The following is a 24,086-nucleotide window of genomic DNA, read 5'->3' on the forward strand; positions in this document are numbered from 1 at the left end:
GAAGAATTATGGATATGTGGTTTTCGGATGAACATACAGACAATGTGAAGCTGTCGATTCGAGTGGAACAGCAGCTCTTTAGCGCACAAAGCGAATTCCAGAGAATCGACGTACTGGAATCCAAGGAGTTCGGTAAGATTCTTGTCGTAGATGGAGATCTAATGCTGACGGAAAAGGATGAGTTCATCTATCATGAAATGATTGCTCATGTTCCCATGGCAGTGCATCCCCATGTGGAAAAGGTGCTCGTGATCGGCGGCGGAGACGGCGGAATTGTAAGAGAGCTTATAAAATATGAGAACGTGGAACAAATCGATGTGGTAGAGGCAGATCCGCTTTTAATTGAGGTATGTAGGAAGTTTTTCCCTCAGATGGCATGTAGTATGAACGATGCCAGGGTACACATTTTCAATGAGGACGGACTCCGGTTCGTACGTTCTAAATCCGATGTCTATGATTTGATCATTATAGATTCGCCCAATCCCTTCGGGTTAGGAGAGGGGCTATTCACGAAAGAATTCTACGGTAACTGTTATAATGCCCTCCATAGTGACGGCATTATGATTAATCAACATGAAAGTCCATTTTATAAGGAAGAGGCGTTCCAGTGCCAGCGCATGCACAAGAGAATTATTGAATCCTTCCCTATCAGCAAAATATATCAGGCGCATATACCATCCTATCCTTCCGGACATTGGCTGTTTGGATTCGCTTCCAGGAAGTACCACCCGCTGAATGATTTGGATGGAGTGACTTGGACATTAAAGGGAGTTGCAACAAGATATTATTTGCCCAGGCTTCACCAGGGAATATTTGCCCTCCCGGCATATGTAGAGGAGTTGGTAAAAGATGTTGAATAAAAATATTGTTAATTTTATCGGTTGTGAATCGGAATATGAGGATGCGGATATCGTACTGTTCGGTGTGCCTTTCGATTCCACGACTTCCTATCGTCCTGGTACTCGTTTTGGCCCATCTGCAATACGAAATGAGTCCTATGGGTTGGAGACTTATAGCCCTTATCAGGATAAAGAGATAACGGACGGTCAGATTTTCGACAGCGGTGATCTGGAGCTTCCTCTCGGAGATACACAGAGGGTCCTGGAGTCAATAGAGGAAAGGACGAATGTGATTTTGGAGGATGGAAAGCTGCCGTTTATGATAGGCGGCGAACATCTGGTAACCCTTGGAAGTGTAAGGGCGGTTCATAAGAAATATCCGGATCTGCATATTATTCATTTTGATGCCCATGCGGATCTTCGGGAGGACTACTTAGGGGTGAAGCTTTCCCATGCCTGTGTGATCAGGCGATGTTGGGAATCGTTGGGGGATGGAAGGATTCATCAGTTCGGTATCCGTTCCGGCGACAAGGAGGAGTTTCTCTGGGCAAGAGAAGGACATGTAAAGATGCAAAAGTTCAGCTTTGACGGATTGAGCGAGACGATCGGGAAGCTGAAAGAAAAACCGGTATATTTCACTATCGACCTGGATGTGCTCGATCCTTCGGTATTCCCCGGGACAGGTACCCCGGAAGCGGGCGGTGTGAGTTTTATGGAATTATTTCAGGCGGTACTGGATGTGGTAAAGGGGTGCCGAGTAGTTGGCTGCGATGTGAATGAACTAAGTCCGGGATATGATACGAGCGGGGTATCTACTGCAGTTGCCGGAAAATTGGTGAGAGAACTATTAATAGCGTTTTCATAAAGGAGAGAGATGTTATGGGAAAAGTTTTAATTATTGGTTGCGGCGGAGTAGCCGGTGTGGCAATTCACAAATGCTGCCAGAATAGCGATGTATTTACGGAGATTTGTATTGCCAGCCGTACCGTGTCCAAATGTGAAGCGGTAAAGGCGAAATTGGAAGGGATGACGAAGGCTAAGATTACGACAGCGCAGGTAGATGCGGACAATGTACAGGCGTTGATCGCCTTAATCGAGAAGGAGAAGCCTGATGTTGTGCTGAATCTCGCACTTCCTTATCAGGACCTTACCATTATGGATGCATGTCTTGCGACGAAAACGAATTATGTGGATACTGCCAACTATGAGCCGGAGGATACGGCAAAGTTCGAATACAAGTGGCAGTGGGCTTACAGGGAGCGTTTTGAGGAAGCGGGAGTTACAGCGCTTTTGGGAAGCGGCTTCGATCCGGGAGTGACAGGAGTATTTTCCGCTTATGCATTGAAGCATTATTTTGATGAGATCAATTATATTGATATTCTGGATTGTAACGGTGGAGACCACGGTTATCCATTTGCGACGAATTTCAATCCGGAAATCAATATCCGTGAGGTGTCTGCAAAAGGCTCCTATTGGGAAGACGGACATTGGGTTGAGACAGAACCGATGGAAATTAAGAGGGTTTATAATTTCCCTGAAGTGGGTGAGAAGGATATGTATCTGCTTCATCATGAAGAGCTGGAGTCTCTTGCCTTAAATATACCGGGAATTAAGAGAATCCGTTTCTTTATGACATTCGGACAGAGTTATCTCACTCATTTGAAGTGCCTTGAGAACGTGGGAATGACCTCGATAGAACCGATTATGTATGAAGGAAGAGAAATTGTTCCCCTTCAGTTTCTGAAGGCGGTACTTCCTGATCCGGCTTCCCTCGGCCCGCGCACGAAAGGGAAAACGAATATCGGCTGTATTTTTACCGGTAAAAAGGATGGGGTTGAGAAAACCATTTACATTTATAATGTATGTGATCATGAAGAGTGCTATAGGGAAGTGGGATCTCAGGCAGTGGCGTATACGACAGGGGTACCGGCAATGATTGGTGCGATGATGCTAATGAATAAAACATGGAATAAGGCCGGTGTATATAATATCGAAGAGTTCGATCCGGACCCGTTTATGGAGGCGTTGAATGAATTCGGACTTCCATGGAAGGTAAGTGAAAATCCAGATATGGTAGAATAAGGGGAGTAACAGTTACAAATAAGGGAAGTTTTTATGGAGAATGATATGAGAAGAGAAGAATTGAAAACCCCATGCTATGTTATAATGGAAAGTGTTCTTAGAGGGAATCTTGAAATATTAAGAGGCATCCGTGAAAGAACAGGGTGCAAGATATTACTGGCTCAGAAGGCATTTTCCATGTATTCCTGTTATCCGTTGATAGGAGAGTATCTGGATGGAACTACGGCGAGCGGTTTATATGAAGTGCGGCTGGGAGCAGAGGAGATGGGGAAGGAAGCTCATATCTTCTCTGCGGCGTACAAAGACGAAGAGATGGAGGATATATTATTCTATTGCGGACATATTGTCTTTAATTCTCTTTCTCAGCTTGAGAAATATGGAAAAAGGGCAGTGATGGCAGGTAAAAGTGTGGGAATCAGAGTTAATCCCGAATGTTCAACTCAGGATGGACATGCCATTTATGACCCTTGTGCGCCTGGTTCCAGGCTTGGGATCTTAGAGAAGGAGTTGCGGGCAAAAGAGCTGCCCGAATGGGTGGAAGGAATCCATTTTCATACGTTGTGCGAGCAGAATGCAGATGCTCTTGCGGTAACATTAGAAGCAGTAGAGAAAAGGTTCGGAGACTGGCTTCCGAAGATGAAATGGATTAACTTCGGAGGAGGACACCATATAACAAAAGCGGATTATGATATACCGCTTCTGGAGAAATGTATTCATCATATAAAGGAAACTTACGGCGTTACGGTTTACCTGGAGCCGGGGGAAGCAGTGGCGCTGAATGCAGGACATCTTCTGACGACAGTAGAGGATCTGGTACATGAAGAAACGATAGCTTTGTTGGATACTTCGGCAGCCTGCCATATGCCGGATGTTATCGAGATGCCTTACCGTCCGCCCCTTAAGGATGCAGGGGCAGAGGCTGAGAAGGCATTTACCTATATGCTCGCAGGACCGACTTGCCTTGCAGGGGATGTGATAGGAAGCTATTCCTTTGATAAACCGCTGCAAGTTGGGGACCGCCTGACTTTTGAGGATATGGCAATTTATACTATGGTAAAAAATAATACTTTTAATGGAATGCCCCTTCCTTCCATCGTATGGGAGCAGGAGGATGGCAGTTGCCAAATAGTAAAAAGTTTCGGTTATAGCGATTTTAAAGAAAGGTTGTAACAGTGCCCTTTAATGGCGATATTCCGCACGAATCACGCCGCAGCCTATCTTTTCTCCCGAGTCTCCGGCAGGCTGGGTCGTAAAGTCATCTCTTCTTGCGTGAATGACAACAGACCTGCCGATAATACTATCTATGGTGAAACGTTTGTCATAGAAAGAGTACCAGGCATAGCCCTGATTGCCGAGAAGGGGAAGAAGATCTCCCTCATGGTCCGGATGAGGTTCATTGGTCGGATTATAGTGTTCTCCCGTATTGGCGAAGTTATTGGAACAATCCCCAAACTGATGAATATGCATGGCATAGAAATTGGATGAGTTCTCTGTGGATACGTTAGGTAGGCCGAAGATCTCCGCTTCGATAAGGACGCCGTCGTAGGGAGTGGAGTAGAATTTGACCAGACCGCTAAGCTGAGGGTTGGAGCTGTTGCCTGTGACCCAGGCCACAGCTTTTGGTTTGTTCTGGTGCAATATATCTGTGAAAGTAACGCGAGGAGTAAACTGATACATAAAAAACCCCTTTTTTATTAGCATATGCAGTATACTCTTAAAGAGCAATGCCCAAGGAGGAATTCGAAGGCATAACTCTATCTAAAAGAAGAAAAGCAGAGAAAAAAGAGGATTATAAATGAACGCAAAAGTTAAATTGGTAATAGCGATGTTAATATTCGGAAGTATTGGGATCTTCGTAAGGACCATCGATATGCCTTCCGGCATTTTGGCACTTGTGCGGGGAAGTATCGGTACTGTATTCTTGTGGTTAGCCGGGATAGCGATGAAGAGGAAGATCTCCTCGAAAGCGATAAAAAAGAATTTCAAACTTCTTATGTTCTCGGGAGTTGCGATAGGGGCTAATTGGATATGTCTTTTTGAGGCATACCGTTATACGACAATTTCCGTAGCCACGCTATGTTATTATTTGTCGCCTGTATTCGTTATTCTTGTTTCGCCTATTTTCCTGAAAGAGAAGTTGACGGCAGTGAAGGGCGGGTGTGTTATGCTTTCGTTGCTCGGAATGATGCTCGTAGTCGATGTTTTCAATGGCGGATATGGAAACGGCAGCGGAATAAAAGGGATTGCCTTCGGTATAATGGCGGCACTTCTCTATGCGTCAGTCGTTATTATGAATAAATTTTTGAAGGAGATAGAACCGATAGATATGACGGTCTCACAACTTGGTATCGCTTCCGTCGTGTTACTGCCATACATCCTGCTTACGGGCAGCGGCAGTAAAGTTACAATCAATGGAAGTACATTACTTCTATTGCTGCTTCTGGGAATTGTGAATACAGGAATTGCTTATCTTTTGTATTTCTCTTCCTTAAAAGATCTGAGTGGACAGACAGCAGCATTGTTCAGCTATATTGATCCGGTGACAGCAATTCTCCTTTCCGCTCTTTTGTTTCAGGAGAAAATGAGTGTGCCGCAGGTATTGGGAGCAGTACTAATTCTTGGCTCTACCGTAGTCAGTGAGTTGATAGAAAACAGAAAGCAGGCATCATCCGGTCAAGTTGTATAGAGTGTCGGATATCATATTTTGTTTGGATGTTTCGTAACAGTTCAGTACCTTCACAGCTACGTTGTTTCTTTATGTTTCGCGTTATGTTTCTTAATCATTGTCCGAAATTGGCTTACGGTTACACCCAGCGCAGCGCTCGCTGTTTGAAGTGTGTATTCCTTCTTCTTCCATTTTTCATATATTGGGTAGAAATCATCGGGAATAGGTGAAGGGAAACGCCCCAAATGTTTTCCTTTTGCTTTGGCAATGGCTATGCCTTCTGCCTGTCTTTGTTTAATATTCTCACGTTCTGCCTGTGCTACATAAGAAAGAAGCTGGAGAACGATATCGGAAATTAAAGTGCCTATCAGATCTTTGTTGGTACGGGTGTCTAGGATGGGCATATCCAGAATGACGATATCAGCTTTCTTGACTTTTACAATGATTCTCCATTCTTCCTGAATATCTCGGTAGTTTCGCCCAAGGCGGTCAATGCTTTTGACGATAAGCACATCTCCCTCTTTTAATTTTTTCTTTAGCTTCATGTATTGTGGTCTGTTGAAATCTTTTCCGGATAATTTATCACAGTAAATATTTGATTCTATGATTCCCCATTTTAGTAGTTCTGCTTTTTGGCGGTCAACGTTCTGATCGATGGAAGAGACGCGCATATAGCCATAAAAATTCTTCATTGTGTCAAAAATGCTCCTTTCAGGGATGAGAAATATTAAAGTTGAGTAATTGTGAAGTGGATAAGCGGCATTAAGCCGGGTTTCTTTCAAAGTGTGAAATTATACCTTGTCCGCAAGCGGCCATGGTATGTTTTTTGCACACTCGCTTTGCTCGGCGCAGTATAATATTGCTGAAATATTATACATAAAAATCCTTCATAGATCACATGAATGTAATGTAAGTATGTAAAAAAGATTCCCACTTTATCCAGAATACAGAAAAGATAGGCAAAAAAATAAATTGCTATTAAGGTTTACCTTATCAGCAATTTGCTTTTGGTATAAAATTTTTGAAATTTGAAAGAAATTTAAGTTGTTATATTTATAACTATATAATATTTCACTATAAAATACAACAAAAAAGGACAAAAAATAGCAAATAAGATATGATGAAGAAGGGAGATAAAGGTAAACCTTAATGGTGATTTCTTATACAAAAGAAAAGGAGATATAAGGAGATGAAGAAAGTTAGAAAAGGAAATGAGAAGATTGAAGAGGTATTCTTCTTACGCTTTTTAATGATTGTAGTTCTAACGGTACTTCTTGTATTATTGATTGGATTGAGCATATTGGGGTTTCGCTATGCATTCCGTGATGCAGAACAGATGAATAGTGAAAAAAGTGATTTGCTGCGCTATGAGCTGGCTCATTATAAATGGTGGAATAGCCTTAGTACCTCTATTTATTTTGATAGTGAATTCACAGGACAAATGGATGAGACGAAATGTGATTTTGGAAAATATTTGTATGGAGATGATGTGAAAGATAACGCATCAATGCGGGATTTCTATGAACGAGTGGAGCCGATTCATCGTGAAATTCATCAGCTTGCAGCAGATGTACTTCAGGCAAATGAAACAGATAAGGAGCAGGCAATAGCATTGCTTCACGATAGTGTAGAGGTGAGGATTCATTCTCTGGTAGAGATTTTGGATGAGATGATACAGATAAGGGATGAGAAGATTAAGGCACAAGAAGAAATGGTATTAAGTATGCTTGTTGCTGTATTTGTTATTTGCTTTTTGGCGGCTGCTGTTACCATATGGTTCATCAATAGAACTTATCGATATGTGAAGCGCAGCGTTATTATACCGATTATCGATTTACAACATGAATGTGAAGAACTTGCCAAGGGTAATCTGAATCTGAACTTTAATGTGGGAGTTAATAACCAGATTGGAATTTTGGCACAGTCTTTATCCTTTGCGGTATCGGAAATTAAGAAATATATTGATGCCATTGATTATGGAATGAAGGAATTCTCATCGGGCAATTTCACCTGTGAATGTCCGATTGAGTTTATTGGAGATTTTGCAGATATTCAGCATTCCATTGAGGAGTTCCAGAATAAAATGAACGATACCTTGTGTGAAATGGGGGTAGCGATAGAACAGGTCAGTGCAGGAGCGGAAGAGATGGCTGCAGGAGCTCAGGATATCGCTCAGGGAGCTACGAAGCAATCGGGCAGTATACAAGATTTGTCCCTTGTTATTTCTAATATAACAAATCAGATTAACAACAATGCAGGATATGCGGAAACGGCAGATAAATGGGGCGTGAAAACGGGAGAGACAGTACAAGAGAGTAAGATGAGGATGGAGGAGCTCGTTAGATCCATTCAGGATATTGCGGATGCTTCAGAGGGTATTAAAAACATTATTAATACAATCGATGCGATTGCCTCTGAGACAAACCTTCTTGCATTGAATGCTGCTATCGAGTCGGCTCGTGCGGGAGCTGCCGGCAAGGGGTTTGCAGTGGTCGCTGATGAAATAAGGAAGTTAGCTCAGGAATCCGCAGAGGCGGCACAGAATACGACGCAGTTGATTGAGGAATCCCTTTCTCATATAGAAAGAGGTAAGATTCTGACCGATGCTGCCAGCAATGTATTCCAGGAAGTGGCTGAGAATACGGATGTCTTTCTTGAAATGATCGATAAGATTGCGGAAGAATCGAAGGGACAGGCGGAAGCGGCAGAACAGATTATAACGGGAGTGGACAGCATCTCACGGGTGGTACAGACCAATGCTGCTATATCGGAGGAAAGTGCGGCTGCCAGCGAGGAACTTAGTGCGCAGGCTATGATGATGACAGATCTGATCAGTCGATTTAAATTAAACAGACAAAGATAAAATAAAGAAGGCTGTCGCCCAAATATCGACAGCCCCTTTTGCTAGCCTGAAATGGAAGGGAGATTGTTCAGATTGTTATTTTCGCTGCCGTCAGGTACGGATTTCAAATATTCCGTATCCTTTCGGTGGGCGATCCCGACTCCCTTGATCTCTCCGTTTTTAGCGAGGGAAACGCCTTCTGCTTTGGAGACGGTAGAGCCATCGGACAATTGATATCCGGTGACCCGGCCGCTTTGCTTTACCAATCCTACGATTTCCTTCGCATCACTTTTCGCTTGAGGAATATCATCGAGCGTATTAATTGCCAAAGCTTCACCCAGGGTAACCTTATCCAGATCCAGACCTTTCATGTTATCCATATCCTTCATAAAAAATCATACCTTTCTCTTATCATATCGCCTCTGTTTGTAGTCTGCACGAAAAAAGAAAAAATATGCATGGAAGAAACGTCAGAAAGGGTTTCTGCTTTGCCGCATCTGCATAGGTGTGCAGCCGTAAGTAGATTTAAAGTTCTTCATAAAGAGCTTATAATTCGTACAACCATTTCTTTCGAGAATACCGGTAATGGTCAGATCTGTATTCATCAAATCTTCATAAACGCGGGCCAGGCGTACGCGATTTACATATTCCAGAAAGGTAATTCCCATATATTTTTTGAAAAAACGGCAGAAATACTCTGGATTCAGGGCAATAACGGCAGATGCTTCCTCTAAGGTAATAGGAGAAGCATAGTTGGATTTTACGTAATTCATCACACTTTCCAGACGACGCAGATTTTTATCTGTCCGTATTTTTACAGCGGTGTCAATTTCCACCTTACAGGACTGAACCATTGTATAGAGGAAATCATACAAAAGGCTGAAAAAGCGAAGGGAAAAGCCTTCCGGTTTTTCATCATTAATAGATTGCATTTCCAATAGAATAGAGCGTATATGAGCGCTTTTATCCTCCTCGGAGCGGAGGGTTCTTTCGAACCTCATATTGTCATATCCGGGAATGCTTTTTTTCAGAAAGGAATAAGGTATCTGCAGTAAAATGACGAGGCAGTTCTCGTGGCAATAAGTGGAATGGACATCCGCCGAATTAATAATTACGAAATCACCTTCCTCCAATACATGTTGAAAGTTATTAATCGTAACATCCATACATCCTTCGCGAATGTAAATAATCTCCATGCTATTATGCCAATGGTTGGTGATGAGATTATTGGAATCTCTATAAATATCAAAACGGACTTGAATATCTTCCCTTGTCCGGATTTCCTCATGTATATATTTTTCCATTCTGCCTCCTGTATATGTCTTGTATAATATTTTAGATTATACTGCGCCGAGCAAAGCGAGTGTGCAAAAAAGCATACCGTGTCCGCTTGCGGACACGGTATTTTGTCTCCATGATACCTGCGAACCTTGTGCTCTCACAATTATAAAACATGAGAAAATAATGCTACAAAAGAAATGAAAAGTCAATATTAACCTATAAATACGGAATAAAACTGAATATAACCTTAATGGATTCGATATTATTATTCATTAGTTCAGGTTTCCTAATCAGGGTACTTATGGTATAATTTTGGGTATAAATGTAAGAAATTTTGTAACTATTCAGCAGGTCTGCGCAGTTACGAAATATTACGTTGACCCAGAGGGGCTGGTAGATGATATGGATACAATATACGGGCGGATAAAAAGATGTGGGGTATGGTGTGCGGCAATCATTATGTTATTGCTGTTCTTCCCGACGCTGAAACTACATGCGCAAGAGGATAAAATCAGGGTAGGATATTTTCTTATGCCTGGATATCAGGAAATAACCGAAGGAGGAACCCGTTGGGGATTCGGTTATGATTATTTGCAGGAAATTGCCAAGTATACGGGATGGAAATATGAATTTGTCGTTGCGCCGTGGGATGAATGTTTGGACATGTTGGGTGCAGGAGAAGTTGATATTGTTACTTATGCCGAGAAGGTCTCGGACCGGATGGGAAACTTCGAATTTTCTTCTTATCCGATGGGGATGTCTTCTTCGGTTCTCACTGTTTTACCGGATGATGACAAGTATTACTATAACGACTTCTCCCGGTTTGAAGGAATGAAGATAGGAGTGGTCGAGGGGAGCGGTGCAGATAAGGATGTTGAAGAATTTTTCAGCAGTATTGCAGTATCGGTAAGCATTGAGTCGTTCGATACGGAGCATGATGTCAAGGAGGCATTGCAAGCCGGGATTATTGATGCGATTGGTGCCAGCAACCATCGCCGGGTGGATAATGAGAAGATTATTGCGACTTTCGATGTGACGCCATTTTATGGAATTACGAAAAAAGGAAATGTCAAATTAATCAGCGAATTTAATCGGGCAATGGAAGAGATGATGCTGTCCAGTCCTTATTTTGAAAGAGAACTGTATAGTAAATATTTTGAACAGAATGCATCCTATAGCATTGCGTTAACGAGAAAGGAAAAGAATTATGTGGATAACCATAAGACGCTTCGGCTTGCGGTTTCTCCGGATGCTAATGCCATGTGTTATTATAACGGCACAGAGTTCACGGGAATCGTACTGGATAGCGTCAAAGCGATCGCCGGAAAGGTAGGGCTTGAGGTCGAGTATGTAGAGACGGATTCCTATAAAGAGAGTCTGGAACAGTTGTGGGCCGGTGAAGTGGATCTGGTAGGTGATTTCTATTCCAACCACAGTTGGAGTGAGAAGAATGACTTCCTCATTACGGAGCCCTATATGGAGGTACAATATATAGAGATTCGGCGCCGTGAGAGGAGCAGACCGCCTGAAAAGACGAGAGTAGCTACCTGTGAGAACTTTTTCTTTAATACGGAATATATCTTAAAGCATTATCCGGAAGAGAATCTGGTTTATTTTGATAGGGAAGAGGATTGTGTAAAGGCGGTGCAGATGGGAACTGCAGACGTCGCCTTCATAAACCAATATACCGCTAAAGTCCTTCTTAAAAAAGATGAGAATTTAAGGCTGGATACCTTTACTCTTTTCGATACGGATCACGGTCTGTCCATCGCCTTGCAAAAAGATAACAAGGTGCTCCGTTCCATGTTGAATAAAGGAATCTCCAGTTTAGGAACTACAAATATTAAGCGAATTGTGGAGTTCCATACGCAGAAGATAAACGAAGAAGTTTCTTTGATGAGTTATGTTTATTATAATCCTGTAGAATTTATCTTGATTTTAGGGATCCTTTTTTGTACAGCAATGGTTATATTGATCTATGTAGTTCTATCGAAGAAAAGATATAACCAACATATCTATGAACTGGCATTTCAAGATACGCTTACCGGCATTGGCAATATCCACTTTTTTGAAGAGTTCGTGGATAAGCGTTTCGGTGAATGCAGGGAAAAAGAGATTTTTATTATTTCTCTGGATATCAGTCATTTTTCAGCCATTAACGAAACTTATGGACGGCATGTGGGGGATTATACCATCAGATATGTGGGACAAAGGTTAAAGGAGCTGTATGGTAAAGAAGGAATTGTTGCGCGGAGTAAGGTGGATAACTTTTTAGTATTCGGAGTTATCGACGGAGATACGAAGGCTGAAGAATGGGTTGAAACGATCAAAGAAGAGATCGGGAAGTTCGTATATGAAGAAAAAGGAATTCGAAGAAACGAAATATATCTTAACTATGATTTTGGAATTGTTATAGAGTGGTGTACGAAAGAGACTTCCGCAAAAATCTTGATCGATCATGCGGAGATGGCGCGTAAGGTGGCCAAAAGAGGTGCTCACTTGTGCTATTTTAATGAAGATATGGAACAGCAGATCATTAGGGAAAATGTGATTACCGATAGTATGGTGCATGCTCTTAAGACAGGAGAATTTCAAGTATATTATCAGCCTAAGTATCGCATGGATAATGATGAAATTGTAGGAGCAGAAGCTTTGGTACGGTGGTTTAGTAAGGACTATGGTTTTATGAACCCCGGAGAGTTTATTTCTATTTTTGAGAATAACGGTTTCATTGTGGAGCTTGACTTCTATGTGATGGAGCAGGTATATCGGATGCTTCGGGAACGGATTGAATGCGGTGAAAAAGTGGTACAGGTATCTATTAATCAATCGAGACTTCACTTTGCCCAGAATGACTATATCGAGCGGTTGGATGAACTGCGAAGCCGATATGAAATACCCATGAATCTGGTGGAGCTGGAACTGACAGAGTCCATTTTAGCTAACATACAAGATATCAGCATAATGGTGGATAAACTGAAAGCAAATGGATATTATTTATCTTTAGATGATTTCGGTTCCGGGTATTCTTCTTTAAATATGTTAAAGGAGGTTCCGATCAATACGTTGAAGATAGATAAAGACTTCTTGAGCGGAGGAGACAAAGAAGGGCGGTCTCAGAAGGTAATTCGTAAGGTTGTAGAGCTTGCGGATGAGCTTGGTATGGATGTTGTATGCGAAGGCGTAGAAGAAAAGGAACAGGTAGAATTCCTGAAAAGTATAGGCTGTATGTATGCACAAGGGTATTATTATGCGAAGCCAATGCCGGAAGATGACTTCCGGAAGTTGTTGGACAATCGGTTTTAGTATAATAAGACATATAAATATTGCAATTTGAAAATTGGACGCGGTGGAGGCGTATATGGACGGAATACTGAATTTAGATAAAAAGCGGATGTGGTATGAAACGAAAAGGCTGCTCGGAGCTATAGGCGGCGTATTAATGTATGCCATAGGTATGAACTTGTTCATTGTGCCCCAGGGATTATACACAGGTGGTCTTATGGGAGTGAGCCAGGTAATCCGTACCCTTTTGGTAGAGTATCTGGGATTCCCTTTTGGGAACTTCGATATTTCAGGTATTATTTATTATATTATAAATATACCTTTGTTTATTATAGCGATTAAGCGGTTAGGAAGAATGTTTTTTCTAAAGACAGTAATCAGCGTTACGGCAATGTCATTTTTCCTCTTTATCGTATATATTCCATCCATTCCTATTATGGATGATATATTGGCATCCTGTATTATCGGTGGAATTCTCTCGGGGGCAGGAATTGGCATTTGCCTGAAGATGGGAAGTTCCGATGGAGGGGCTAATATTTTAGGAGTTTTACTTATTCGTTGGAAGAGGGACTTCAGTGTAGGAAAGGTGAACCTGACAATCAATCTCCTTTTATATGCGATTTGTCTCTTTCTCTTCGATGCTGAGACTGTTATCTACTCGCTTATTTATGCTGCAGTGTGCTCGTTCGCCGTGGACAAGGTATATTCTCAGAATATAAACGTAGAAGTAAAAGTAATTACGCGGCATGCCTGTGAGGAAATGGAGCAGGAAATCTTCACCAAACTGGAACGGGGAATTACAAAATGGGAAGCTCTTGGGGCCTATACCGATAATCGTGCGGAGGTGTTATATATGATAGTATCGAAGTATGAAATCGGACGGCTGAAACATATCATAGGGAAGTATGACCCTAATGCATTTGTAGTGGTGCAAGAGGGGGTAAATGTAAGCGGGAATTTCCTGAAGAAATTGTAGTTACGTTACTATATTCTCTCAACCTGAGCAGTGAGCCTTTGGAAAAAGTCGTCATAATCTGTGGCAGACGCAAGTTCTTTTACATTTTGCATTTCCGAGAGCACGTCAATTAAGAAGTCGAACACTTCCGTAAAAGTTCTGCGGGAATCCTGGCTCACTCCTATAAGGACGATAATATATATTTGCTTATCTCCCCATGTCATGGGGACATCACAGATAGTGAAAGAGATAAAGCTTTTCTTGCAGTCCTCCTGTAGCGAATGGGGAACTGCAATGCCTCCAAATCCTGTATCGGACAAGCTTTCTCTCTGTAATACATTCTCGGTAAGACTTTCTTCGGCCAGACCGAGCGCGATCGCGTTGCGGGTCATTTGGGTAATGGCCTCGAATTTATCATGGAACGGAGGGTTCTTATAAAAGAGCTTAGGGTCTATGAAATCAGAGAAATAAGATTTCAATGCAGAGAATCTGTTCTTTCTTGAAATACTTTCCACATTTATCCTTATATTTTCCACATCGTCATTGGTAAGAAAGGGGCTGATAATCGTATGACGGCCCGTAATTACCATTTCTACTGTTGATATGATAAAGTCTGTATTCAAATTTTCCTGCTGATATTGTTCCGGAGATAATATGTATTTTATATTAAGGGAATCAGAAAAGATTCTGGAAATCTTTTCGATTGTCTTTTTGTGGTTACCGTAATAATCCGCATAAATAAATATACAGGATACTTTATTCATATTCTGCATGTTATTCTCAAAATAACCGCCGATATGAAGCGAAATAAAAGCGATCTCATCTTCCGACAGATGGATGCCGTAATCATTTTCGAACTCTTGTGCCACATAAACGGCCATATCGTAAATGAGTGGATAAGTCCCTTTTATTTTCATGGTCAAAGGATTCCGAATGACATAATCGTTTGTAATGCGATGGAACATATTGTTAACATGAATGATGAAACGAGCTTTAAAGTCGTCATCAAAAGGATCCAAATAATAGGTGTGTTCTACCTTGTTCAGTACATTTTCAGCGATATCTATATATTTTTGATTCACATATTGACTGATATTTCCGATGTTTACCGCATTATGGTCGATGACCGTAGTATTATGGGATATGGTTACGAACAATTGATAAAGCTCGGCATCGTTTATTGGGATATCGTATGTCTTGGACAGGTATTCTCCAAGTTGTACGGTTGCCCGATATTGTTCAGTATCCTGATATTGCTCCGTATCCCTATAGAGTAAGTTGTGCGGTTCCACCTGATCGAGCTTGGCGCCGTTTCTAATGCGGTCAATCATTACGATAGCATGAAGAGCTATATTGTTTAATGTGTAATCGTTGGAAAATAAATCATTTTCCTGTACGAGTATTCTCCATATGTTTCTTCTGAAATCCCAGAAATGATAATGAAATGTGAGGAGCTGGATCTCGTCCTCTAGGGCGAAATCGGAACTTCCGGGCAGTATCATATTTCTCATAAGTGAACGTTTTTCCCGCTCATCACCCGTTACAAAAAGCATATCCCGGCTACGTTTTAATGTGAGCCGGAAACCTTCCAACGTCTTGCGGATGCTTTTTAGATCTTTCTCGATCGTTGCGATGCTTACGCAAAGCTCCTCTGAAAAATCAAAAATATTATATCCTCCTTTTAAGGTAATTAGCTTTTGTATTATGTATTTCCTCCGCATCTTCGGAGTATCTGCCTTCTCTCTGTCAACCTTTTCCTTGTAAGGAAAATATTTTTCCGCATCCAGGCGGTATCCGTCAGGCCCTGACTCGATTAGGGTAAATTCGCTGAATTTCTCGTTGATGGAAACTATGTATTTTCTGATCTGCCTGGTGGAAACATTGAACATATCGGCTAATTTCTGCGCTTTTATCCACTTATCACTTTCTTTGACCATATAGCGAAACAGACTGCTCTGGCGACTCTCTCCCATGTTAATCATCCTCCAAGGTAAATTAATTGTTACTGTTCATAGCGAAACTGTGAACTGTAACAAATACTTATCTACATGTATCTTATAGTATATTTAAAAAGAAGGCAATGTCAACTGTGCATATTGTTATTTGAGATAGTATAATATATGAGGTTTTTGTTAAAAATAACGAAAGTCCCGCAAGGTAGGAACTAAGTTTATTTGAAAAGGTACTAAGATATTTCTATAATATACTTACAAATAAATAAAAGCTTATAGATTATAGGAGGTGGTTACATGAAAAACGTATTATTAATATGCGGTACGGGCGCATCCAGTGGATTCATGGCTAAAAATATCCGTAAAGCAGCAAAAGAGGAAGGAAAGGATGTTAGCGTTAAGGCGAGAAGTGACTCGGAACTGGAGGAATATATAGAAGAGATAGATTTACTTCTCGTTGGTCCGCATCTGAAATACATGTTGGAGGATTTGAAGAAAGAAGCGGATCAATATAACGTTCCGGTAGAGATTATTCAGGAAGAAGCTTATGGAAGCCTGGATGGCGAAGCAGTGCTGCGTCAGATAGAAAGTATTATTGAATTATAAGCATAACTGATTGACGATGCTACTCACTAAGAAAGGAAAATAACACTTATGAAAAGGTTTATGGATTGGATGACGGAGAATTTTGCTCCCAGAATGAATAAACTCGCTAAGAATCCTTGGATATCATCGATTCAAGAAGCGATTCTTTCAGCGATGCCGCTGATTTTAATTGGTTCCTTTGTTACAATGTTCAATATTATCGGGGAGTATGTTTCCTGGTTTCCTGATTTGAGTTTGATTAGCAGCTTTTCCTTTGGTTTGCTGTCTTTATGCCTGGCTTATCAGATTCCTTTTATTTTAATGGAAAAGAAGAAACATCGTAAAACAGCAAAACAGGCAGGAATGGCTGGTATTTCCCTGTTTCTCTTATTGATTTACCCTCTCGCGGGCGATGTAGCCGGCTGGGCAGCAGAGGATGGTTCCTTCACGGGAACGGAAGGGCTCTCTATCCTTTTGGGACGTATGGGAACAGAAGGTATGTTGGCGGCTATTCTCGGCGGTCTATTCGTTGGGTGTATTATGAACTTATTTGCGAAGCATACTTTCTTCAAAGAAGATTCGGCTATGCCTGATTTCATTATCGTATGGTTCGACACCCTTATCCCTATGCTGATTATTATTTTGGTGGGATGGATTTTCACTTTCCAGTTAGAGATAAGCTTATTTGCACTTATTAATCAAATATTTGCACCATTTATAGCGGTAGGACAGTCCTTCTGGGGATTTGTACTTTTCAACTTCCTTGCATTCGCTTTCCTTTATAGTTTTGGTATTTCCACATGGGTGCTTTATCCGGTAATGGCGGCAATTATGCTTCCTGCAATCGGAGCAAATTCAGTAGCAGCGCCCGGCAGCGAATTATATATTCACACTAATGAGACATTGAACCTGTTCCTGATTGGCGGCGGCGGTACCACATTGGGATTGAATGTCTTAATGTTATTCTCCAAATCCAAGCGTTTGAAAGTAGTAGGGCGTTCTTGCATCGTTCCTTCCATTTTCAATATTAATGAACCGGTAGTATTTGGCGCACCTATCGCATTTAACCCGTTATTGATGATTCCTATGTGGATTATGGGCTTTATTGGTCCTGTGATTACCTATGCGGCCCTGTCTCTGGGGTTAGTTCCGATTCCTACACAGGTATTTAATTTCTGGTATTTACCCGGACCGATTATCGGTTATATGGTAACGCAGTCAATTGCAGGTGTATTCCTCGTTCTTATTATCTTTGCACTTTCCTGTGTTGTATACTATCCTTTCCTGAAAGTATATGATAACCAGGAATATGTAAAGGAGCAGGAGAAAATAAAAGAAAGCAGCAGTGCCAGAGCGTAGTGAAAGCATTGCTAAAGCATAGAAAATAGAAAGATTTCACTCTTTTAAAGATCGTGAAAGGAGTATGGATAAAATATGGATATGGAAAAGGTGACCGGTGATGAGTTGAACCAAGCTGCCATGCAGATTATTATGTTGGCCGGAGACGGAAGAAATCTTCTGACAGAAGCGGTAAAGTCTGTTATGGGGAATGCTTCCGAAGAAGAGACGGATGAAAAACTAAGACAAGCGAAAGAAAAGATTGTGGAGGCACATCGAATCCAAACCAAAATGATACAGGATACGATAGAAGATGAGGAATTGCAGACAACCCTTCTTTTCTCACATGCGCAGGATACATTGATGACTATATACTCAGAACTCAATATGACGGGCCACATTATAAGCATGTACCGTAAGCTTTCCGATAAGATCGATACGAAGTAAGGAGGAGAAGGAATGAATAAAGTATATGATGGTTTTCCTGAAGACTTCCTCTGGGGTGGAGCCATTGCAGCGAATCAGGCAGAAGGAGCATGGGACGTAGGCGGCAAGGGACCGTCTCTCGGCGATGTGGAGATACTTCCGGAAGAATATAGCAGGCAGACGGTAGTTGGTTTTTATCATACCAAGGAAGATATAGAAAAGGCATTAGCCGATAAAGAGGGTTATTACTCGAGAAGACACGGCATTGATTTCTATCATACCTTCGATGATGATTTAGAATTGATGAAAGGCATGGGTTTTAAGTGTTTTCGTACCTCCATTAATTGGGCAAGAATCTTCCCGAAAGGCATTGAAGAGGAGCCGAATGAAGCAGGCCTCGCATTTTACGACAGGTTAATCGACAGCATGCTTGAGAAGGGGATAGAGCCTGTTATGACAATATCCCATTACGATATGCCTATTTATCTGGCGACGGAATACGATGGGTGGCATAGCAGGGAAGTTATAGATTTCTTCCTGAAATACTGCCGCGTATTACTCGAAAGATACAAAGATAAAGTGAAGTATTGGATTGTCATCAATCAGATTAATATGGCGAAAGATTGGTCCGAATACTGCTCTCTCGGGCTGTTAAAGGATAGCTTTGCCGAAGATCGCGAAAGTGCTGTTTATCAAGCGCTTCATCACCAGATGGTAGCATCGGCCGAAGTGAAAAAGATGGCACGGGAAATCAATGATAAGATGCAGATTGGAATGATGAACGGAGAAGATTACGTTTATCCGGCATCCTGCAAACCGGAAGATGTCTTCGCAGCTTTTGAAAGGAACCGGATGTACAATTACTTCTGTTCCGATGTACTTGTCAAAGGAACATATCCGGGTTATGCACTTCGATACTTTAAAGACAACAATATAACAATAGAGATTACGCAAGAGGATGAAAAGGTACTAAAAGAAAATACGGTCGATTTCTTATCCTTCTCCTATTATTTTACACAGACAGTAAGTGCTGAAAACCCGGAGAAGGCAGTTCCTAATCCTTATATTGAGAAATCGATATGGGGATGGGCGACAGATCCCCTCGGCCTGCGGTATTGCCTCAACCAATATTGGGATCGTTACGGACTTCCTATTTTTATTGCGGAAAACGGTCTCGGGTCTCTGGATACAGTGGAGGAAGACGGAAGTATTCACGACAGTTACCGTATCGCATATCTGTCAGCCCATATAAAAGCGATGAAAGAAGCGATTAAAGATGGTGTTAATGTGTTCGGCTATGCTTCCTGGGGCCCCATTGATATTGTAAGCTGTTCTCAGGGTGAGATGAGCAAACGTTATGGTTATATCTATGTGGATCTCGATGACAGAGGAAATGGGAGCGGTAAACGTCTGAAAAAAGACAGCTACTATTGGTATCAGAAAGTAATCGAATCAAATGGTGAAGTAATCTAAGGAGGTGGCCATTCCCATGAAAGAATTTCGATATACAGTTATGGATCCCCTCGGTATGCACGCAAGACCAGCCGGAATCTTTGTGAAGGAAGCATCTTCCTGCGAAAGTAGTGTTAGGCTGACAAAAGGAGAAAAAAGTGTAGATGCTAAGAAAATCTTCGGCGTAATGGGTCTGCTGGTAAAGTGTGGAGATGAAGTGACTGTAACGGTAGAAGGTCCGGATGAAGCTGAAGTTGTAATGAGATTGGAAGAATTCATGAAAAACAATCTATAAATTGTTAAAATATTGCGGAGGTATCAGGATATTAATCCCTGATACCTCCGTTTTATAATATCTATATCATGACCTTTTGACCCTGATATCATTTTATTTTAGTTGTGATACATCCGATTGGTTTCATAAGTAGGCTCGCTCGTAAGGTCCATGCAGAGCCGTTTGAAGGTCTTCTCATCCACGGAAGAAAGAATAACGGTAGAGTGTACCTGACAGCCTTTCAGTTTGGGAATCTGTGTTAGCGCCAGCTTGGCATCGGCATCGGTCGCAGCGCTCATGGACAGGGCTATCAGTATCTCATCGGTATGCAGACGAGGATTATGGCCTCCCAGATAGTCGATTTTCAATGTCTGAATCGGTGCGATAGCCGTTCTCGAAATGAGGTGCTTATCGTGGTCGATTCCTCCAAGAACCTTTAATGCATTGAGAAGTGCTGCAGCAGAGGCTCCGAGCAAGTCGGTAGTCTTGCCGGTGATAATCTGTCCATCGGGCAGTTCGATTGCAGTTGCCGGATGCCCGGTATTCTCCTGCCTCATCAGAGCCATAGGTACTACCTTGCGTTCGTTAGTGCTTATAGAAGCCTGTTTCATAAGGAGTTCCAGCTTGTAGACGATCTCTTTTGATCCTATTACATCTTTCTTGCGGTCGCACAGAGCCTGATAATAACGGCGGATAATTTCCTGTTTGGAGGCTTCTTTACACACATCATCATCGATAATACAGTTGCCCACCATATTAACCCCCATGTCGGTAGGTGATTTATAGGGACTGTAGCCGAGAATCTGTTCGAACATCGCATTTAATACAGGGAAGACTTCAATATCCCGATTGTAATTCACCGTAGTTTCACCGTAAGATTCCAAATGGAAGGGATCTATCATGTTCACGTCATTTAAGTCCACGGTAGCAGCCTCATATGCCACATTGACCGGGTGACGCAGGGGAAGATTCCATATGGGGAAGGTCTCGAACTTGGCGTATCCTGCTGTAATCCCCCTTTTGTGTTCGTGATAGAGCTGAGACAGGCAGGTAGCCATCTTACCGCTTCCCGGGCCGGGTGCCGTAATAACAACGAGAGGTCTTGTGGTTTCGATATAATCGTTTTTCCCATATCCTTCATCGCTTACGATGTGAGGTATGTCGCTGGGGTAGCCTTCGATAATATAGTGAAGATAAGATTTGATTTGAAGTTTTGACAGACGTTCGCGGAAGTGGTCGGCTGCAGGCTGCCCTGCATAGTGGGTAATGACCACACTGCCTACGAAGAATCCTATAGCGTGAAAAGCGTCAATCAAGCGGAGGGTATCCATATCATAAGTGATACCGAGATCGCCGCGGATTTTATTCTTTTCGATGGCGTCAGCACTTATAACGATAACGATTTCCGCCTGCTCCTTGAGCTGAGATAACATTTTCAATTTACTGTCCGGTTGAAAGCCGGGAAGAACTCTGGAGGCGTGAAAGTCATCGAAGAGTTTGCCTCCGAATTCCAGATATAGTTTATTTCCGAACTGAGCGATACGCTCCCGAATGCGCTCGGATTGCATTGTTAAATATTTTTCATTATCAAAACCTTGTTTCATTTTCCTTGTCCCTTAAGTATGTCATGTTATTCAGATTCATAAGTATGTATTATACAACGGGTATCAATTAAAAATCTACTGTTTCCATTAAAAAAGTTTAGAAATCTTTTATACATGGAAAAATATTTTCATAATTATATTATTGCTTTATCGAATTTCAGTCACTATAATGAAAGAAACGATGATTTAGGAATAGGAGTAGACATGGAAGACAATAATTTGAACCAATACGGTGGCGGCGGTTACAACGGCGGCAATCGGGGCGGTAATAAAAATAATAATGACGGTAACAGAGGGCCCGGAGGAAACGGGGAAAATCCTAAGAGGCAGAGTATCTTTCTTCTTCTTATCGCGGCTCTTATTACTCTTTTGTGCATGAGCTATTTTATGAAGATTATGACCGGCGGTGCAGAGAAGGAAATTACTTATAATGAATTCATTAAAATGGTAGAGGCAGGGGAAGTAAAGAGCGTTGAAGTAGAGACTGATCAGATTACCATCTATCCTCAAGAAGAGGAAGGAACGACTAATCTGTATGGGATGCCGGTAATTACCTACTATACAGGTAAGATGGAAGAGGATGAGACGCTGGCGGCTCGTCTGATTGAATATAACGTGGATATGAATAAAACGGTGCCGGATGGCTCCGGAATGTTGCTATCTATCCTTTTGACCTATGTATTTCCTATCCTGCTTATGTGGGTGCTTTTAAGTTTTATTTTCCGTAGGATGTCCAAAGGCGGCGGTGGCCCCATGGGAGTAGGTAAGAGCAATGCCAAGGTTTACGTACAGAAGGAGACCGGGGTTACCTTTAAGGATGTGGCCGGAGAGGATGAAGCGAAGGAATCCTTACAGGAAGTGGTGGATTTCCTTCATAATCCTGGAAAATATTCAAAGATAGGAGCGAAACTGCCTAAAGGCGCGTTATTGGTAGGCCCTCCGGGAACCGGTAAGACGTTACTCGCTAAGGCGGTAGCGGGTGAAGCTCATGTGCCGTTCTTCTCCCTGGCAGGTTCGGATTTTATTGAGTTATATGTTGGTGTGGGTGCTTCCAGAGTAAGGGATTTGTTCAAGGAAGCGACGAAAAATGCACCTTGTATTATATTTATCGATGAAATAGATGCGATCGGACGCAGCCGTGATTCCAAATACGGAGGCGGAAACGAAGAACGGGAACAGACATTGAATCAGTTGTTATCGGAGATGGATGGTTTCGATACTTCCAAGGGTATTCTTATCCTCGGAGCTACCAATAGACCGGAGATTCTGGATAAGGCACTATTAAGACCGGGACGTTTTGATCGAAGGATCATTGTGGATAAACCTGATTTAAAGGGACGTATTGAGATTCTTAAGGTTCATGCGAAGGATGTACTGATGAACGATAGTGTGGATCTGGATGCAATTGCACTGGCGACCAGCGGTGCGGTAGGTGCGGACCTTGCTAATATGATTAACGAAGCGGCAATTAATGCCGTACAAAAGGGACGCAATTATGTGTGCCAGAGTGACTTGTTCGAAGCGGTGGAGCAGGTGCTTGTAGGTAAGGAGAAGAAAGACCGTGTGATGAGTAAGGAAGAGCGCAAGATTGTTTCCTATCATGAAGTCGGTCATGCACTGCTAAGTGCCCTGCAGAAGAATTCGGAACCGGTACAGAAGATTACGATTGTGCCGAGAACGATGGGAGCCCTGGGCTATGTAATGCAAGTGCCTGAGGAAGAGAAATATCTGAATACGAAGGCGGAGCTTCACGATATGTTAGTAGGATATTTGGGAGGCCGTGCGGCGGAGGAACTCGTATTCGATACGGTAACGACCGGGGCGTCGAACGATATCGAGAAGGCGACTAATATTGCAAGAAATATGATTACCAGATTCGGGATGAGTGACAAGTTCGGTTTGATGGGGCTTGCTACAGTAGAGAGCGAATATCTGGGCGGCGGTGCAAGGCTGACATGCAGCGATGTGACGGCAGCGGATGTGGATACCGAAGTAATGGAACTTCTTAAGGGGTGCTACGCGGAAGCGAAGAAGCTTCTTTCTGAAAACAGAGAGCTGATGGATAAGCTGGCAGCACATCTGATTGAGAAAGAAACGATTACCGGCAAGGAATTCATGAAGATATTCCGTGCGGAAAAAGGTCTTCCTGAGCCGGAGGAGAAGTCCGAAGAAGCGGAGACGGTAAAAAAGGAAGCCGCAGAAAAAGAAGAGAAGGCAGTGAAAGAAACAGCGGATGAAAAAGAAGCGGAAACAGTGAAAGCAACAGTGGCTGAAGAAGCGGAAGAGAAAGAAGCAAGTGGAATCTCTGAAAGAAAGGCCGATGATGAAATCCCCGAAAAGGAAATGGAGCAATCGGCACCTTCTCAGGAACAGGAGAGAGTATCCGGTCCGGTAGGACGTTTCTCACAAGCCTCCGGCAATATGGTCCGAGGCGGAGAGTTCGCGAAAGAATTGCAAAATAAAATAGATGAACAGAAGTAAAAGGCAAAAAGGTTCTCATAAAACG

At 42.2% G+C, this 24,086-nt stretch carries 20 protein-coding genes; 14 read left to right on the plus strand and 6 right to left on the minus strand.

Translation table 11 applies throughout. The annotated features are described in order from the left end of the window. Window positions 1-8 precede the first annotated feature (8 nt). The 4 genes from speE to nspC are packed head-to-tail and all read left to right on the plus strand — an operon-like array spanning window position 9 to window position 4,091. Window positions 9-860: a polyamine aminopropyltransferase gene (gene speE, locus RBB56_RS11420; protein ID WP_306719085.1), complete on the plus strand. Its 852-nt coding sequence runs from the start codon at window positions 9-11 to the stop codon at window positions 858-860. Next, complete coding sequence (speB, locus tag RBB56_RS11425) at window positions 850-1,704, plus strand: agmatinase (protein WP_306719086.1); 855 nt, start codon at window positions 850-852, stop codon at window positions 1,702-1,704. The genes speE and speB overlap by 11 nt, the downstream gene beginning before the upstream one ends. Before the next feature lie 14 nt (window positions 1,705-1,718). Further along, window positions 1,719-2,921: a saccharopine dehydrogenase family protein gene (locus RBB56_RS11430; RefSeq protein WP_306719087.1), complete on the plus strand. Its 1,203-nt coding sequence runs from the start codon at window positions 1,719-1,721 to the stop codon at window positions 2,919-2,921. Between the two features lie 45 nt (window positions 2,922-2,966). Continuing rightward, on the plus strand, window positions 2,967-4,091 hold the full coding sequence (gene nspC / locus RBB56_RS11435) for a carboxynorspermidine decarboxylase (protein WP_306722136.1): 1,125 nt from the start codon (window positions 2,967-2,969) through the stop codon (window positions 4,089-4,091). A 9-nt stretch (window positions 4,092-4,100) separates the two neighbouring features. Here the strand turns inward: nspC and RBB56_RS11440 are convergent, their stop codons facing one another. Continuing rightward, window positions 4,101-4,622 carry a superoxide dismutase family protein gene (locus tag RBB56_RS11440; protein WP_331525628.1) on the minus strand — a complete coding sequence of 174 codons (522 nt, stop codon included), beginning with the start codon at window positions 4,620-4,622 and terminating at the stop codon, window positions 4,101-4,103. A 94-nt stretch (window positions 4,623-4,716) separates the two neighbouring features. Here RBB56_RS11440 and RBB56_RS11445 point away from each other — a divergent pair, with 94 nt between their 5' ends. Continuing rightward, window positions 4,717-5,607 (plus strand): DMT family transporter, encoded by an 891-nt coding sequence (locus RBB56_RS11445; protein WP_306719088.1) that lies wholly within the window; start codon window positions 4,717-4,719, stop codon window positions 5,605-5,607. A 56-nt stretch (window positions 5,608-5,663) separates the two neighbouring features. Here RBB56_RS11445 and RBB56_RS11450 read toward each other — a convergent pair whose 3' ends face one another. Then, a complete protein-coding gene (locus RBB56_RS11450) occupies window positions 5,664-6,278 on the minus strand; it encodes a recombinase family protein (RefSeq protein WP_442905453.1) in 615 nt (204 codons plus the stop codon). 497 nt (window positions 6,279-6,775) lie between these two features. On the opposite strand from RBB56_RS11450, the gene RBB56_RS11455 reads away from it, so the two are divergent. Continuing rightward, window positions 6,776-8,449 carry a methyl-accepting chemotaxis protein gene (locus tag RBB56_RS11455; RefSeq protein ID WP_306719090.1) on the plus strand — a complete coding sequence of 558 codons (1,674 nt, stop codon included), beginning with the start codon at window positions 6,776-6,778 and terminating at the stop codon, window positions 8,447-8,449. 41 nt (window positions 8,450-8,490) lie between these two features. Here RBB56_RS11455 and RBB56_RS11460 read toward each other — a convergent pair whose 3' ends face one another. After that, a complete protein-coding gene (locus tag RBB56_RS11460) occupies window positions 8,491-8,808 on the minus strand; it encodes a DUF3892 domain-containing protein (RefSeq protein ID WP_306719091.1) in 318 nt (105 codons plus the stop codon). A gap of 90 nt (window positions 8,809-8,898) precedes the next feature. Next, a complete protein-coding gene (locus RBB56_RS11465) occupies window positions 8,899-9,732 on the minus strand; it encodes an AraC family transcriptional regulator (RefSeq protein WP_306719092.1) in 834 nt (277 codons plus the stop codon). A gap of 379 nt (window positions 9,733-10,111) precedes the next feature. Between RBB56_RS11465 and RBB56_RS11470 the strand changes: the two genes are divergently transcribed. Then, on the plus strand, window positions 10,112-13,015 hold the full coding sequence (locus RBB56_RS11470) for an EAL domain-containing protein (RefSeq protein ID WP_306719093.1): 2,904 nt from the start codon (window positions 10,112-10,114) through the stop codon (window positions 13,013-13,015). Window positions 13,016-13,070: 55 nt separating this feature from the next. Then, entirely contained in the window at window positions 13,071-13,970 is a 900-nt protein-coding gene (locus tag RBB56_RS11475) for a YitT family protein (protein ID WP_306719094.1), read from the plus strand. 8 nt (window positions 13,971-13,978) lie between these two features. Here RBB56_RS11475 and RBB56_RS11480 read toward each other — a convergent pair whose 3' ends face one another. Continuing rightward, the gene (locus RBB56_RS11480; protein ID WP_306719095.1) at window positions 13,979-15,922 is read right to left on the minus strand and encodes a BglG family transcription antiterminator; all 1,944 of its coding nucleotides are present in this window, start codon (window positions 15,920-15,922) and stop codon (window positions 13,979-13,981) included. Between the two features lie 276 nt (window positions 15,923-16,198). Here RBB56_RS11480 and RBB56_RS11485 point away from each other — a divergent pair, with 276 nt between their 5' ends. The 5 genes from RBB56_RS11485 (at window position 16,199) to RBB56_RS11505 (ending at window position 19,997) form a co-directional block, all read left to right on the plus strand. Continuing rightward, window positions 16,199-16,507: a PTS sugar transporter subunit IIB gene (locus tag RBB56_RS11485; protein ID WP_306719096.1), complete on the plus strand. Its 309-nt coding sequence runs from the start codon at window positions 16,199-16,201 to the stop codon at window positions 16,505-16,507. Window positions 16,508-16,555: 48 nt separating this feature from the next. Beyond that, on the plus strand, window positions 16,556-17,845 hold the full coding sequence (locus RBB56_RS11490) for a PTS sugar transporter subunit IIC (protein ID WP_306719097.1): 1,290 nt from the start codon (window positions 16,556-16,558) through the stop codon (window positions 17,843-17,845). 75 nt (window positions 17,846-17,920) lie between these two features. Then, the gene (locus RBB56_RS11495; protein ID WP_306719098.1) at window positions 17,921-18,271 is read left to right on the plus strand and encodes a PTS lactose/cellobiose transporter subunit IIA; all 351 of its coding nucleotides are present in this window, start codon (window positions 17,921-17,923) and stop codon (window positions 18,269-18,271) included. 12 nt (window positions 18,272-18,283) lie between these two features. Continuing rightward, complete coding sequence (locus tag RBB56_RS11500; RefSeq protein WP_306719099.1) at window positions 18,284-19,723, plus strand: glycoside hydrolase family 1 protein; 1,440 nt, start codon at window positions 18,284-18,286, stop codon at window positions 19,721-19,723. Window positions 19,724-19,739: 16 nt separating this feature from the next. After that, window positions 19,740-19,997: an HPr family phosphocarrier protein gene (locus tag RBB56_RS11505; RefSeq protein ID WP_306719100.1), complete on the plus strand. Its 258-nt coding sequence runs from the start codon at window positions 19,740-19,742 to the stop codon at window positions 19,995-19,997. A 98-nt stretch (window positions 19,998-20,095) separates the two neighbouring features. Here the strand turns inward: RBB56_RS11505 and RBB56_RS11510 are convergent, their stop codons facing one another. After that, complete coding sequence (locus tag RBB56_RS11510) at window positions 20,096-21,580, minus strand: DUF1846 domain-containing protein (protein WP_306719101.1); 1,485 nt, start codon at window positions 21,578-21,580, stop codon at window positions 20,096-20,098. 204 nt (window positions 21,581-21,784) lie between these two features. Between RBB56_RS11510 and ftsH the strand changes: the two genes are divergently transcribed. Then, on the plus strand, window positions 21,785-24,061 hold the full coding sequence (ftsH, locus tag RBB56_RS11515; RefSeq protein WP_306722138.1) for an ATP-dependent zinc metalloprotease FtsH: 2,277 nt from the start codon (window positions 21,785-21,787) through the stop codon (window positions 24,059-24,061). The last annotated feature ends 25 nt before the right edge of the window (window positions 24,062-24,086 follow it).

The sequence above is a fragment of the Kineothrix sp. MB12-C1 genome, from assembly GCF_030863805.1.
Classification (GTDB): domain Bacteria; phylum Bacillota; class Clostridia; order Lachnospirales; family Lachnospiraceae; genus Kineothrix.

Bases quoted from the DNA above. Each gene is read 5' to 3' on its own strand.
- speE (WP_306719085.1), top strand. From the start codon at position 9: ATGGATATGTGGTTTTCGGATGAACATACAGACAATGTGAAGCTGTCG.
- speB (WP_306719086.1), top strand. From the start codon at position 850: ATGTTGAATAAAAATATTGTTAATTTTATCGGTTGTGAATCGGAATAT.
- RBB56_RS11430 (WP_306719087.1), top strand. From the start codon at position 1,719: ATGGGAAAAGTTTTAATTATTGGTTGCGGCGGAGTAGCCGGTGTGGCA.
- nspC (WP_306722136.1), top strand. From the start codon at position 2,967: ATGAGAAGAGAAGAATTGAAAACCCCATGCTATGTTATAATGGAAAGT.
- RBB56_RS11440 (WP_331525628.1), bottom strand. From the start codon at position 4,622: ATGCTAATAAAAAAGGGGTTTTTTATGTATCAGTTTACTCCTCGCGTT.
- RBB56_RS11445 (WP_306719088.1), top strand. From the start codon at position 4,717: ATGAACGCAAAAGTTAAATTGGTAATAGCGATGTTAATATTCGGAAGT.
- RBB56_RS11450 (WP_442905453.1), bottom strand. From the start codon at position 6,278: ATGAAGAATTTTTATGGCTATATGCGCGTCTCTTCCATCGATCAGAAC.
- RBB56_RS11455 (WP_306719090.1), top strand. From the start codon at position 6,776: ATGAAGAAAGTTAGAAAAGGAAATGAGAAGATTGAAGAGGTATTCTTC.
- RBB56_RS11460 (WP_306719091.1), bottom strand. From the start codon at position 8,808: ATGGATAACATGAAAGGTCTGGATCTGGATAAGGTTACCCTGGGTGAA.
- RBB56_RS11465 (WP_306719092.1), bottom strand. From the start codon at position 9,732: ATGGAAAAATATATACATGAGGAAATCCGGACAAGGGAAGATATTCAA.
- RBB56_RS11470 (WP_306719093.1), top strand. From the start codon at position 10,112: ATGGATACAATATACGGGCGGATAAAAAGATGTGGGGTATGGTGTGCG.
- RBB56_RS11475 (WP_306719094.1), top strand. From the start codon at position 13,071: ATGGACGGAATACTGAATTTAGATAAAAAGCGGATGTGGTATGAAACG.
- RBB56_RS11480 (WP_306719095.1), bottom strand. From the start codon at position 15,922: ATGGGAGAGAGTCGCCAGAGCAGTCTGTTTCGCTATATGGTCAAAGAA.
- RBB56_RS11485 (WP_306719096.1), top strand. From the start codon at position 16,199: ATGAAAAACGTATTATTAATATGCGGTACGGGCGCATCCAGTGGATTC.
- RBB56_RS11490 (WP_306719097.1), top strand. From the start codon at position 16,556: ATGAAAAGGTTTATGGATTGGATGACGGAGAATTTTGCTCCCAGAATG.
- RBB56_RS11495 (WP_306719098.1), top strand. From the start codon at position 17,921: ATGGATATGGAAAAGGTGACCGGTGATGAGTTGAACCAAGCTGCCATG.
- RBB56_RS11500 (WP_306719099.1), top strand. From the start codon at position 18,284: ATGAATAAAGTATATGATGGTTTTCCTGAAGACTTCCTCTGGGGTGGA.
- RBB56_RS11505 (WP_306719100.1), top strand. From the start codon at position 19,740: ATGAAAGAATTTCGATATACAGTTATGGATCCCCTCGGTATGCACGCA.
- RBB56_RS11510 (WP_306719101.1), bottom strand. From the start codon at position 21,580: ATGAAACAAGGTTTTGATAATGAAAAATATTTAACAATGCAATCCGAG.
- ftsH (WP_306722138.1), top strand. From the start codon at position 21,785: ATGGAAGACAATAATTTGAACCAATACGGTGGCGGCGGTTACAACGGC.